Raw genomic sequence first — 12,750 nt, 5'->3', positions numbered from 1 at the left:
TGGGACTATACCGGAGCGCTCCCGTTCCCGGAACGGCCGCCGGGCTCGGTGGAGTGGGGCGATGGCCGATCCGGGCGGGTGCGGACACCCGGACAGCGCTTACGACAGCACTTACAATTCTTGGATAAGAATTACTTGCATTTACGGATTGGTTTGATAATAATTCTCAAAACGGATCTGCCCCCGGTCCGCCAATTCTTGAAAGCAGTGCCGCCATGTACGTTTGCGTTTGCCATGCCGTGACCAGCCGTGACATCTCCCGGGAAATCGCCCAGGGGGCCACGACCTATCGCGAACTGCGCGAGAACCTGTGTGTGGGCACCTGCTGCGGCAAGTGCTGCAAGGACGTGAAGGCCCAACTGCGCGAGGAAACCGGCGGCAGTGCCGGCTTCGCCCTCGCCGGCCTGCTGCAACCCGCCTGAGGGCATCGCTCCTTTATTCTTCATTGTGCCCACATCGTTCCCGCACGATGGGCGGGGGCTGACAACCGCGGCTTTTTCCGCGGGTGCCCTGTGCTACCCTTGAGGAAATCCGATCACTCAGGAGCACCGGGCCATGAAGGGCGACAAGAAGGTCATCCAGCACCTCAATAAAATCCTCACCAGCGAACTGACCGCCATCAACCAGTATTTCCTGCACGCCCGCATGTTCAAGAACTGGGGGCTGAAGCGTCTCAACGACCGGGAATACCACTCGTCCATCGACGAGATGAAGTTCGCCGACAAGATCATCGAACGGGTCCTGTTCCTCGAAGGGCTGCCCAACCTGCAGCAACTCGGCAAGCTCTACATCGGCGAGGCGCCCCAGGAAATGCTGGAGTGCGACCTCAAGCTCCAGCACCAGATGCTGCCGCTGCTGCGCGACGCCATCGCCTACTGCGAAAGCGTGGGCGACTACGTGACCCGGGAGATGCTCGAAGACATCCTGGAAGAAGAGGAAGAGCGGGTGGACTGGCTGGAAACCCAATTCACCCTGATCGAGCAGGTTGGGCTGGAAAATTATCTCCAGGCCCAGATGCACGACGAATAAGGCGTGGCTGGGCATCCCGGTGCGCCCGGCGCGGCGGGCCGGAAGGCCCGCTGTGGTATGATCGCAGTCTGATTTCCCTTGCCCGCCGGGCTCCGGCGGGCAGTGCCGTTTAGGTGGAGCGTGAGTAGGCCGCTTCACCCCGATCCGCGTCCTGTCGTTCCTGCCGCTTGCCGCCGGATTTTTTATTCCGGCCATGCCGGCATTTCGCACGGACGTTTTTCGCTTTCCGCACTCTAATTCTCGACTGCGCCCGCGACGGGCTCCATAGTGGCGGCCCGTTGTCCGTTGCCATTGCGCCTGGCTTGCGTCCATCACCTGCGCCATGAACTGTGATTTCCACTGCCATTCCACCTGTTCCGACGGATTGCTTTCGCCCGCGGAAGTGGTGCGTCGTGCCCATGGCAACGGCGTCACCTGGCTGGCTCTGACCGACCACGACGAGTTGGCCGGCATCGCCGAGGCTACGGCGACGGCGGACGAGGTGGGGCTGCGCTTTTCCCCCGGGGTGGAAATTTCCATCGAATGGGCCGAAACGCCGATCCACATGGTGGGCCTGGGCGTCGATCCGGCCAATCCTGCCCTGGTGGCGGGTTTGGGCGGCATCCGCAACGGCCGCGAGGAACGGGCGCGGCGCATGGCCGCCGAGCTGGAGCGCATCGGCATCCGTGGCACCTTCGCCGGGGCGATGACCTACTGCGAGAACCCGACCCTGATTTCCCGGGCTCACTTCGCCCGCTACCTGGTGGAGATTGGTATCGCCAAGGACGTAAAGAGCGTTTTCGACGATTACCTGGTGCCGGGCAAGCCGGGCTACGTACCGCACCGCTGGGTTTCCCTGGAGGAAGCGGTGGGCTGGGTCCATGGCGCCGGCGGCTTGGCCGTGGTGGCCCATCCGGGCCGCTACCGGCTGTCCAACAAGGACCTGGGGCTGCTGTTCGAAGCCTTCAAGGACTGCGGCGGCGATGCCATCGAGGTGGTGTCTGGCAGCCACGGCCCGGACCAGACGGACAAATTCGCCCACGTGGCGCGCAAATTCGGCTTTCTCGCCTCCCGCGGCTCGGACTTTCACGGCCCCGGCGAGAGCTATTCCGACCTGGGGCGCATCGCCCCCCTGCCGAACAATCTGACCCCGGTATGGGAGCGGATGTGATCCGCCCCCGCGCTTGAACCGGCAACCTGCTCTCCACTCTTCATCTCCATGGCCCAGTACTTCGCCATCCACCCCCAGAACCCCCAGCCGCGTCTGCTCGCCAAGGCCGCCGAGATCGTGCGCGAAGGCGGCATCGTCGTCTTTCCCACCGATTCCTGCTACGCCATCGGCTGCCACCTGGGGGACAAGACGCCGATCGAGCGCATTCGCGCCATCCGCGGCGTGGATGACCGCCACCACTTCACCCTGATGTGCCGCGACCTGTCCGAGATCGCCCACTACGCCCGGGTGGACAACGCCCAGTACCGGCTGCTCAAGAACACCACGCCGGGCAGCTACACCTTCATCCTCGAAGGCACCAAGGAGTTGCCGCGCCGGGTGCTGCACCCCAAGCGCAAAACCATCGGCCTGCGGGTGCCGGACAACGTGATCGCCCAGTCGCTGCTGGTGGAACTGGGGGAGCCCCTGCTCACGTCGACCCTGCTTCTGCCCGGCGAGGAGCTGCCCCTCAACGACGGCGAGGAGATCCTGGAACGCCTCGATGCCCAGGTGGATCTGGTACTCGACGGCGGCGCCTGCGGTATCGAGCCGACCACGGTGGTGGACCTGACCGGTGGCGCGCCGGCCCTGGTGCGCGCCGGCCGTGGCGATCCGGCCCCTTTCGGGCTCGAGTGCCCCTGAGGGCGATGCCCGCGGGTTTGTTAGAATCCCCGGCCGTACCCCCACATCTGACATGGATATCAACAGCCTGATCCAGACCATCGCCATTGTCGCCCTGCCGGTGATCTTCGCCATCACCCTGCACGAGGCGGCCCATGGCTACGTGGCGCGCTACTTCGGCGATCCCACCGCCTGGCAGGCCGGGCGGATCAGCCTCAACCCGCTGCGCCACATCGACCCGGTGGGCACCCTGCTGGTGCCGGGGCTGATCCTGGTGAGCAGCTACATGCTCGGCGGCGATGCCATCCTGTTCGGCTGGGCCAAGCCGGTGCCGGTGGATTTTGGCCGTCTGCGCCATCCCAAGAAGGACATGCTGTGGGTGGCGGCGGCCGGCCCGGCGGCCAACGTGGTGATGGCCTGCATCTGGGCCCTGCTGCTCAAGCTGGCCTGGGAAATGCCCATGAACGCCTATAGCCTGCCTCTGGCCGAAATGAGCAAGGCCGGCATCAACATCAACCTGGTGCTGATGGCCCTCAACCTGCTGCCCCTGCTGCCCCTGGACGGCGGGCGCATCGCCGTCAGCCTGCTGCCAACCCGGGCCGCCTGGAAGTTTGCCCAGCTCGAACGCTGGGGTTTCCCCATCCTGCTGCTGCTGTTGTTCACCGGGGTGTTGAGCGCGGTGCTGGTGCCCATCGTCGGCCTGGCCCTGCGCCTGCTGGCGGCGGTGTTCCAGCTGCCCGTGTAGCCTTCAGCCTACATTCCACCGCTTTCCTTTTACCGGAACCACCATGTACGTCGAACGCATCCTTTCCGGCATGCGCCCCACCGGGGCGCTCCACCTTGGCCACTACCATGGCGTGCTCAAGAACTGGGTCAAGCTCCAGCACGAGTACCCCTGCCTGTTCTTCGTGGCCGACTGGCATGCGCTCACCACCAACTACGACAATCCCCAGGTGATCGAGGATTCGGTGTGGGACATGGTGATCGACTGGCTGGCCGCCGGGGTGGACCCGTCCCAGGCCTCGATCTTCATCCAGTCCAAGGTGCCCGAGCACGCGGAGCTCAACCTGCTGCTGTCGATGATGACGCCCCTGGGCTGGCTGGAGCGGGTGCCGACCTACAAGGACCAGCAGGAAAAGCTTTCCCACAAGGATCTGTCCACCTACGGCTTCCTCGGCTACCCGCTGCTGATGAGCGCCGACATCCTCATCTACCGCGCCAAGTACGTGCCGGTGGGCGAGGACCAGATTCCCCACATCGAGTTTTCCCGGGAGCTGGTGCGCCGCTTCAATCACCTCTACGGCCGCGAGCCGGGGTTTGCCGAAAAGGCCCAGGAGGCGGTGAAGAAGCTGGGCAGCAAGAAGGCCAAGCTCTACGAGGAGCTGCGCACCCGCTACCAGCAGGAAGGCGACGCCGAGGCCATCGGCCAGGCCCAGGCCCTGCTCGACGAGGTGCAGCACCTGTCCAACGTGGACCGGGAACGCCTGTTCGGCTACCTGGAAGGCACCGGCAAGATGATCTTGCAGGAGCCCGAGGCCATGCTCACCGAGGCTTCCAAAATGCCCGGCCTGGACGGGGCCAAAATGTCCAAGTCCTACGGCAACACCATCACCCTGCGCGAGGACGAAGAGTCCGTGCGCACCAAGATCAAGCGCATGCCCACCGACCCGCAGCGGGTGCGCCGCACCGATCCGGGCGATCCCGAGAAGTGCCCGGTGTGGCAGTTGCACCAGGTCTATTCCGGCGGCGAGGTCAAGGAATGGGTGCAGAAGGGCTGCAAGAGCGCCGGCATCGGCTGCCTGGAGTGCAAGCAACCGGTGATCGACGGCATCCTCAAGGAGCAGGCCCCGATGCGCGAGCGCGCCCAGATGTACCTGGACGACCCGCAACTGGTGCGCAACATCGTTGCCGACGGCAACGAGAAGGCGCGCAAGCTCGCCCAGGAAACCATGCGAGACGTGCGCGAGGCCATGGGCCTCGGCTACAACTGATTTCCGGTTCCACACGTTGACTGCCCAGGCCCCCGCCACGCCGCCCCGTCCGGACGCCCCCGAGGAACCGGACATCCTCGACACCGCCCCGGAGGGGCTGGTGGAGGCGGCTGCCGAGCAGGCGGCCCAGGCCATCGAGACCATCGACGCGGTGGCGCGCATCTACGGCGCGCCCCTCACCGAGGTGCCTCAGGATTTGTACATCCCCCCGGATGCCCTGGAGGTCTTCCTCGATGCTTTCGAAGGCCCCCTCGACCTGCTGCTCTACCTGATCCGCAAGGCCAACATCAACATCCTCGACATCCCCATGGCGCCGCTCACGGTCCAGTACCTGGAGTACGTGGAGGCGATGCGCACCACCAACCTGGAGCTGGCGGCGGATTACCTGGTGATGGCGGCGATGCTGATCGAGATCAAGAGCCGTATGCTGCTGCCCCGGCCCAAGACCGAGGACAGCGACGAGGTGGAGGACCCCCGGGCCGAGCTGGTGCGCCGCCTGATCGAGTATGAGCAGATGAAGCGCGCCGCCTTCGCCCTGGACGAACTGCCCCAGGCCGACCGGGACTTTCTCTGGGCCGAGGTCTGGGTGGACAAGAGCGACGCCCTGCGCTATCCGGACGTGAGTCCGGCGGACCTGAAGCGCGCCTGGCAGGTCATCCTGCGCCAGGCCAAACTGACCAAGGCCCACACCATCCGCCGCGAAGAGCTGTCGGTGCGCGAGCACATGGGCATCATCCTGCGCGAACTGCGCGACCGGGGCGGTTTTGTCGAATTCACCCGGTTGTTCGACACGGCCCTTGGCGTGCCGGTCCTGGTGGTGCATTTCCTCGCCATGCTCGAACTGGCGCGGGAAAAGCTCATTGCCCTGACCCAGACCGAGGCGTTCCAGCCCATCTACGTGAGGTTGTCCGATGGCCAATCCAACGACGAAGTCGTCGAGCAAGCGGACGAGTAAGAACGGGCCGAGCAACACGGCCGAGCTCAAGCGCATCCTGGAGGCGGCATTGCTCAGCACCCAGGAGCCCTTGACGCTGAATGAACTCAAGCGCATGTTTGACGAGGACTACGGCAACGACCTGTTGCGCAAACTCCTTGACGACCTGCGCGTCGAATGGGAAGGCCGCTCTGTGGAGCTGGTCCAGCTTGCCTCCGGCTGGCGCTTCCGCACCAAGGCCGAATACCTGCCCTACGTGGAGCGCATCCACCCGGAAAAACCGCCGCGCTACTCGCGGGCGGTGATGGAAACCCTGGCGATCATCGCCTACCGCCAGCCGGTGACCCGGGGCGACATCGAAGAAATCCGCGGAGTGGCGGTGGCCACCCAGGTGATCAAAGCCCTGGAAGAACGGGGCTGGGTCGACGTGGTGGGCTACCGAGAAACCCCGGGGCGTCCCGGCCTTTACGCCACCACCAAGAAATTCCTCGACGACCTGGGGCTGCGCAGCCTGACCGAGCTGCCGCCCCTCGAAGACATCAACCCGAATCTGGATCTAGCCGATGCCTTACAACAAATCTAAAGGCCCGAAGAACGGCGCACCCCGCGAAGGCCAGGGCGGCACCGCTGGCGGCCGTCCCGAAGGGCGCAAGGGTCCCCGCCGGCCCTTCCGCAACCGTCCGCCCAAGCCAGGCGCAGTGGCCGAAGGGCAATCCAGCCCCGGCTTCGAAGGCCGTCCGGCCGGCGCCGGCACCGGCGGCCCGGACAACCGTCCGCCCCGCCCCGAAGGCAAGGGGCGGCCATTTGGCCGCAACGGCCGCCGGCACAAGGATGGTGAGGGGCGTGAAGGTCGCGAGGGTCGTGAAGTTAACGGCAACGTGGCCGAGTCCCGGGAGGGGCGAAGCCCCGGTTCCGGCGGGCGCAAGGATGGCCGTCCCGAGTGGCGTACCGAGGGCGACGGCCCCCAGGCCAAGCGCGGTCCGGTGCGCCGGGCCAAGCGTATCAGCGCCCCGGGCGAGGAAAAGCGCGGCTCTCCCCAGGCGAACGCCGCCCGCAACAAGGCCAAGATGGCCATGGAGCCGGCCAAGCCCGAGCGGCTGCACAAGGTGCTGGCCCAGGCCGGTGTCGGTTCGCGCCGCGAGATGGAAGAGTGGATCCTGTCCGGCCGGGTCAGCGTGAACGGCTTGCCCGCCGAGGTCGGCCAGCTGGTGGGGCCCACCGACCGGGTCAAGGTGAACGGCAAGCTGCTCAACCTCAAGTTCGCCAACCGGGTGCCGCGGGTCATCATGTACCACAAGCCCGAGGGCCAGATCGTCTCCCGGGACGACCCGGACGGCCGTGAAACCGTGTTCGAGGCCCTGCCGGTGCTGCGCGGCGGCCGCTGGATCGCCGTCGGCCGCCTGGACTTCAACACCAGCGGCCTGCTGCTGTTCACCACCTCAGGCGAGCTGGCCAACCGGCTGATGCACCCGCGCTACAACATCATCCGCGAGTACGCAGTACGCGTTCTCGGCGACCTGTCGGACGAAGCCCAGGATCAACTGGTGGACGGCATCGAGCTCGAAGATGGCCCGGCCCGCTTCTCCACTCTGGTGGATGCGGGTGGGGAGGGGGCCAACCGCTGGTATCACGTAACCTTGTCCGAAGGGCGCAATCGGGAGGTGCGGCGCATGTTCGAGGCGGTCGGCGTCACCGTCAGCCGCCTGATGCGGGTGCGCTATGGCCCCCTGATCATGCCCAGCCGGCTCAAGCGCGGCCAGTGGATGGAGCTGACCGAGCACGACGTGGCGGCGCTCTTCCAGTCCGTGGGCATGTCGGTGCCGGGCGCCAACAACAATGCTTTCCGGCGCGGCATGACCGGTGTCTATACCGGCCATGACCAGCCCGACCGTGGGCGTCCGTCCCGCCGGCCGCGCTGACCGCGTTTTGCCCCGTTCGATGGGTTGCAACGTCCTGCGGTGCCGTTTTGCGGCACCGCAGCGATTGATGGTCAGGGGCTTTCCGGATATAATTCAAAGGCTTTGTACGTAGGCTGGAATATGCAGTGGGCGCGGCGTTGCCGAATGACGCTGCCCCGGCCGGCTAAATCATCTTTTTTTGGATGGGCGTTTCGCCCATTTTTTATTTGTAGCGCATGGATCTGCGACAACTGCTGGATACCACCGTCACGGGCCTTGGATACGAGCTCGTGCTACTCGAGCTGTCCCCCAAGGGGCGACTGCTGCGAGTGTTCATCGACAAGCCGGAAAAGGATGGCGGCGTCAATGTGGACGACTGCGTCACCGTCAGCAACCAGCTGACCCGGGTGCTGATGGTCGAAAACATCGACTACGACCGCCTTGAGGTGTCGTCCCCTGGTCTTGACCGTCCCCTGGTCAAGGAGGGCGACTACACCCGTTTCGCCGGCCAGGAAGTTCAGATCCGTTTGCGCGTGGCGAAGGAAAATCGTCGAAATTTCAACGGCATCCTGCTCGGCCTGCAGGATGGCAAGGTAAGCCTGCGAACGGAAACCGGCGATGTGGAGCTGGAGTATGCCCACATCGAAAAAGCCCGGCTGGTTCCCAAGTTCGACTGACCGGCGAATAGAGGAGGTGAAAGAATGAGCCGCGAAATGTTGCTGCTGGTGGATGCGCTGGCACGCGAGAAGAACGTCACCAAGGAAATCGTGTTCGGAGCCCTGGAGCTGGCGCTGGCTTCCGCCACGAAGAAGAAGATCGCCGAAGAGTCGGACGTGCGGGTGACCATCGACCGTGCCACCGGTAATTTCGACTCCTTCCGTCGCTGGGAAGTGGTGGACGAAGAGGCCCTGGAAAACCCGGACCTGCAAATTTCCCTGGAAGATGCCAAGGAGATCGATCCTGCCATCGAGCTGGGCGGCTTCATCGAAGAGCCCCTGGAGCCGGTGGACTTCGGCCGCATCGGCGCTCAGGCCGCCAAGCAGGTGATCCTGCAGAAGATCCGCGACGCCGAGCGCGAGCAGGTGCTGACCGATTTCCTGGCCCGCAAGGAACACCTGGTTACCGGCACCATCAAGCGCATCGAGCGCGGCAACGCCATCATCGAATCCGGCAAGATCGAGGCCCTGCTGCCCCGCGACCAGATGATCCCCAAGGAAAACCTGCGGGTCGGCGACCGGGTCAAGGCTTATTTGCTGCGCATCGACCGCAACGCCCGCGGTCCCCAGATCATCCTGTCGCGCACCGCCCCTGAATTCATCATCAAACTGTTCGAGATCGAGGTGCCCGAGATCGACGACGGCCTCATGGAAATCAAGGCCGCCGCCCGGGATTCCGGCGTGCGCGCCAAGATCGCCGTCAAGTCCAATGACCAGCGCATCGACCCGATCGGCACCTGCATCGGCATGCGCGGTGCCCGCGTCAATGCCGTGACCAACGAACTCGGTGGCGAGCGGGTGGACATCATCAACTGGTCCGCCGACCCGGCCCAGTTCGTCGTCGGCGCCCTGGCGCCTGCGGAAGTCCTGTCCATCGTGGTTGACGAGGACCGGCACACCATGGATGTGGTGGTTAATGAGGAAAACCTGGCGATCGCCATCGGCCGCGGCGGGCAGAACGTTCGCCTGGCCTCCGAGCTCACCGGGTGGAACATCAACCTCATGACCGAGGAAGAATCCGAGAAGAAAGCCGAGGCTGAACAGGCCGCCACCCGGCTGCTCTTCATGGAAAAGCTGGATGTGGACGAGGACGTGGCCAACGTGCTGATCGAGGAAGGGTTCTCCTCCCTCGAAGAGGTGGCCTACGTTCCCCTGGCCGAAATGCTCGAGATCGAAGCCTTTGACGAGGCGTCGGTGCACGAGCTGCGTGAGCGTGCCCGCAACATCCTGCTCACCGAGGCCATCGTCACCGAAGAACAGCTCGAGCAGGTCTCCGACGACCTCCTGTCCCTCGATGGCATGGACAAGCAACTGGCGGCCAAACTCGCCCAGAACGGTGTTAAGTCCCGCGATGACCTGGCAGACCTGGCCATCGACGAACTCACCGACATGACCGGCATCGACCCGGAACGGGCCAAGGCCCTCATCACTACGGCCCGGGCCCACTGGTTCGAGTAAGCACGGAGGACAGTAAAGAATGGCGCAAACGAGCGTAGACCAGTTTGCCAGCGAGCTAAAAATGCCCGCGGCGGCGCTGCTCGAACAGTTGAAGAAGGCCGGTGTGGACAAGCACGCGGCGAGTGACCTGCTTTCCGAGCAGGACAAGACCCGCCTGCTCGATTACCTGCGCCGCTCCCACGGGGACGGCGACAAGACCAAGATCACCCTGACTCGCAAGCAGACTTCGGAAATCAAGGCCCAGGACTCCCACGGCAAGACCCGTACGGTCCAGGTGGAAGTGCGCAAGAAGCGCGTGCTGATCAAGCGCGACGCCGGCGATGTCGCCACCGAGCTGCCGGCTGCTGGCGAAGCCGCTGCGCCCGCCGCTGAAGCGCCTGTGGCCATGGAGGCCCCGGTGACCGCGGTCCAGGAAGCTCCCGCTCCGGCGCCGCAGGCTATCGAGCCTGCTCCCGCCCCCGAGGCGGTCGAAATTCCCGTGGCGGTTGAACCTGCTCCCGCCCAGGCCGTCGAGCCTGAGCCCGAGCCGGTGGCTGCCGTGGCGGAAGCCGAACCCACGGCCCCCGTTGCCGAAGCCAAGCCCGAGGTTGTTGCACCCGAGCCTGTGCCCCAGGCTCCGGCGGCTCCGGTCGAGTCCAAGGAGGCCAAGGCTGCCGAGGCTCCGGCCGCGCAGCCCGCTAAAGCTACCAAACCCACGGTGATGGTGCGCAAGAAGCCGATCCTCGATGCAGCGGAAGTGCGCCTGCGCGAGGAAGAGGCCCGCCGTGCCGCTACCCTGGCCGAGATCCAGGCCCGCGAATTCCGCGAAAAGCAGGAGCGCGAAGTCGAGCTGGCGCGCATGCGCAAGCAGGCCGAGGAAAAGGCTGCCGCCCTGAAGGTGGCCGAGGCCGCCAAGCAGGCTGCCGCCGCCGCCCAGGCCAAGACCGCTCCGGAAGAAGCCAAGGGCCGCGACGATAAGCCCGCCGCCAAGGGCGCGCCGCGTCCCGGCGACAACCGCGACCGTCGCGGCGAAGCGCCCGGCAAGGGCCGTCCCGGGGTCAAGACCCGCGGCACCGGCGGCGCCAACTCCGGCTGGAAGGACCCCCGTGGGGGCCGCCAGGGTCGGGGCGGTCGGCATTCCTCCGAGGATTCCCATTCGTTCCAGGCGCCCACCGAGCCGGTGGTGCGCGAGGTCCATGTGCCCGAGACCATCAGCGTGGCCGATCTGGCCCACAAGATGTCGGTGAAGGCCACCGAAGTGATCAAGGTCCTGATGAAGATGGGCTCCATGGTCACCATCAACCAGGTGCTGGACCAGGAAACGGCGATGATCATCGTCGAGGAAATGGGTCACAAGGCTCTTGCTGCCAAGCTCGATGATCCGGAAGCCTTCCTCGAAGGCACCGAGGCCCCCGAGGCTCCCGAAATGCCCCGTCCTCCAGTGGTGACCGTGATGGGCCACGTGGACCACGGCAAGACCTCGCTGCTCGACTACATCCGTCGCGCCAAGGTGGCGGCAGGCGAAGCCGGCGGCATCACCCAGCACATCGGCGCCTACCACGTGGAAACCGAGCGCGGCGTGATCACCTTCCTCGACACCCCGGGTCACGAGGCCTTCACGGCCATGCGTGCCCGCGGCGCCAAGGCCACCGACATCGTCATCCTGGTGGTGGCCGCCGACGACGGCGTGATGCCCCAGACCAAGGAAGCGATCCACCACGCCAAGGCCGCCAACGTGCCCATCGTGGTGGCGATCAACAAGATCGACAAACCCGATGCCAACCCGGAGCGGGTGACCCAGGAACTGATCGCCGAGGGCGTGGTGCCCGAAAGTTACGGTGGCGATTCGCCCTTCATCCCGGTTTCGGCCAAGAAGGGCACCGGCATCGACGAACTGCTGGAGCAGGTGCTGCTGCAGGCCGAAGTGCTGGAACTGACCGCTCAGAAGGACACCCACGCCAAGGGCCTGATCATCGAAGCCCGCCTGGACAAGGGCAAGGGCCCGGTGGCCACCATGCTGGTGATGTCCGGCACCTTGAAGCGTGGCGACGTGCTGCTGGCCGGCCAGACCTTCGGCCGCATCCGTGCCATGCTCGACGAGAATGGCAAGCCGATCCAGGAAGCCGGCCCGTCAATCCCGGTGGAAATCCAGGGTCTGTCCGACGTGCCGTCGGCCGGCGACGAGGCCATGGTCATCAGCGACGAGAAGAAGGCCCGCGAAATCGCCCTGTTCCGCCAGGGCAAGTTCCGCGAGGTCAAGCTGGCCAAGCAGCAGGCCGCCAAGCTGGAATCCATGTTCGAGCAGATGGCCGAGGGCGAGGTCAAGACCCTGCCGCTGATCATCAAGGCCGACGTTCAAGGTTCCCAGGAAGCTCTGGTGCAGTCGCTCAACAAGTTGTCCACCGACGAGGTGAAGGTGCAGGTGATCCACGCCGCCGTGGGGGCCATCTCCGAAACCGACGTCAACCTGGCTTCCGCCTCCAAGGCGGTGATCATCGGCTTTAACACCCGCGCCGATGCCAACGCCCGCAAGGCCGCCGAGAACTTCGGCGTGGATATCCGCTACTACACCATCATCTACGAGGCTGTGGATGAGGTGAAGGCCGCCCTTTCCGGCATGTTGTCGCCGGAGAAGAAGGAGCAGATCATCGGCCAGGTGGAAGTCCGCCAGGTGTTCGTGGCCTCCAAGATCGGCACCATCGCCGGCTGCTATGTGCTCGAAGGTGTGGTGCGGCGCAATTCCCGCGTCCGCGTGCTGCGCAACAACGTGGTGGTCCACGATGGCGAGCTGGAGTCCCTGAAGCGCTTCAAGGACGACGTCAAGGAAGTGAAGTCGAACTACGAGTGCGGTATCCAGTTCAAGAGCTTCAACGACGTCAAGGAAGGCGACCAGCTGGAAGTCTACGAAATCCTCGAGGTCGCCCGGACGCTGTAA

Annotated in this window: 12 protein-coding genes; all 12 read left to right on the top strand. The window is 65.1% G+C overall.

Annotated elements, in window-relative coordinates:
* Positions 1 to 215 precede the first annotated feature (215 nt).
* The 12 genes from LWW89_RS12690 to infB all read left to right on the top strand — a co-directional run bounded on the left by LWW89_RS12690 (position 216) and on the right by infB (position 12,750).
* Positions 216 to 422: a (2Fe-2S)-binding protein gene (locus tag LWW89_RS12690; RefSeq protein ID WP_293264704.1), complete on the top strand. Its 207-nt coding sequence runs from the start codon at positions 216 to 218 to the stop codon at positions 420 to 422.
* 133 nt (positions 423 to 555) lie between these two features.
* Positions 556 to 1,029, top strand: a complete 474-nt coding sequence (gene bfr, locus LWW89_RS12685; RefSeq protein ID WP_293264702.1) for a bacterioferritin — start codon at positions 556 to 558, stop codon at positions 1,027 to 1,029.
* Positions 1,030 to 1,351: 322 nt separating this feature from the next.
* Positions 1,352 to 2,179 (top strand): 3',5'-nucleoside bisphosphate phosphatase, encoded by an 828-nt coding sequence (locus LWW89_RS12680; RefSeq protein ID WP_293264700.1) that lies wholly within the window; start codon positions 1,352 to 1,354, stop codon positions 2,177 to 2,179.
* Between the two features lie 48 nt (positions 2,180 to 2,227).
* On the top strand, positions 2,228 to 2,860 hold the full coding sequence (locus LWW89_RS12675) for an L-threonylcarbamoyladenylate synthase (protein ID WP_293264698.1): 633 nt from the start codon (positions 2,228 to 2,230) through the stop codon (positions 2,858 to 2,860).
* 58 nt (positions 2,861 to 2,918) lie between these two features.
* Positions 2,919 to 3,584: a site-2 protease family protein gene (locus LWW89_RS12670; protein ID WP_293264816.1), complete on the top strand. Its 666-nt coding sequence runs from the start codon at positions 2,919 to 2,921 to the stop codon at positions 3,582 to 3,584.
* Positions 3,585 to 3,627: 43 nt separating this feature from the next.
* Positions 3,628 to 4,830, top strand: coding sequence for a tryptophan--tRNA ligase (locus tag LWW89_RS12665; RefSeq protein WP_293264696.1), 1,203 nt, complete (start codon positions 3,628 to 3,630; stop codon positions 4,828 to 4,830).
* Positions 4,831 to 4,927: 97 nt separating this feature from the next.
* On the top strand, positions 4,928 to 5,785 hold the full coding sequence (locus tag LWW89_RS12660; protein WP_293264814.1) for a ScpA family protein: 858 nt from the start codon (positions 4,928 to 4,930) through the stop codon (positions 5,783 to 5,785).
* Entirely contained in the window at positions 5,742 to 6,347 is a 606-nt protein-coding gene (gene scpB / locus LWW89_RS12655) for an SMC-Scp complex subunit ScpB (RefSeq protein ID WP_293264694.1), read from the top strand. The genes LWW89_RS12660 and scpB overlap by 44 nt, the downstream gene beginning before the upstream one ends.
* 484 nt (positions 6,348 to 6,831) lie before the next feature.
* Positions 6,832 to 7,683 carry a 23S rRNA pseudouridine(2605) synthase RluB gene (rluB, locus tag LWW89_RS12650; RefSeq protein ID WP_293264812.1) on the top strand — a complete coding sequence of 284 codons (852 nt, stop codon included), beginning with the start codon at positions 6,832 to 6,834 and terminating at the stop codon, positions 7,681 to 7,683.
* 215 nt (positions 7,684 to 7,898) lie between these two features.
* Positions 7,899 to 8,339 (top strand): ribosome maturation factor RimP, encoded by a 441-nt coding sequence (rimP, locus tag LWW89_RS12645; RefSeq protein WP_293264692.1) that lies wholly within the window; start codon positions 7,899 to 7,901, stop codon positions 8,337 to 8,339.
* A gap of 24 nt (positions 8,340 to 8,363) precedes the next feature.
* Positions 8,364 to 9,836, top strand: a complete 1,473-nt coding sequence (gene nusA / locus LWW89_RS12640; RefSeq protein ID WP_293264690.1) for a transcription termination factor NusA — start codon at positions 8,364 to 8,366, stop codon at positions 9,834 to 9,836.
* A gap of 19 nt (positions 9,837 to 9,855) precedes the next feature.
* Positions 9,856 to 12,750, top strand: coding sequence for a translation initiation factor IF-2 (gene infB / locus LWW89_RS12635; protein ID WP_293264688.1), 2,895 nt, complete (start codon positions 9,856 to 9,858; stop codon positions 12,748 to 12,750).

Origin of the sequence: Oryzomicrobium sp., assembly GCF_021287045.1 — a bacterium.
GTDB lineage: Bacteria > Pseudomonadota > Gammaproteobacteria > Burkholderiales > Rhodocyclaceae > Oryzomicrobium.
The sequence above is the reverse complement of the archived record's forward strand: the minus strand, read 5'-3'. Positions and strand labels throughout refer to the sequence as shown.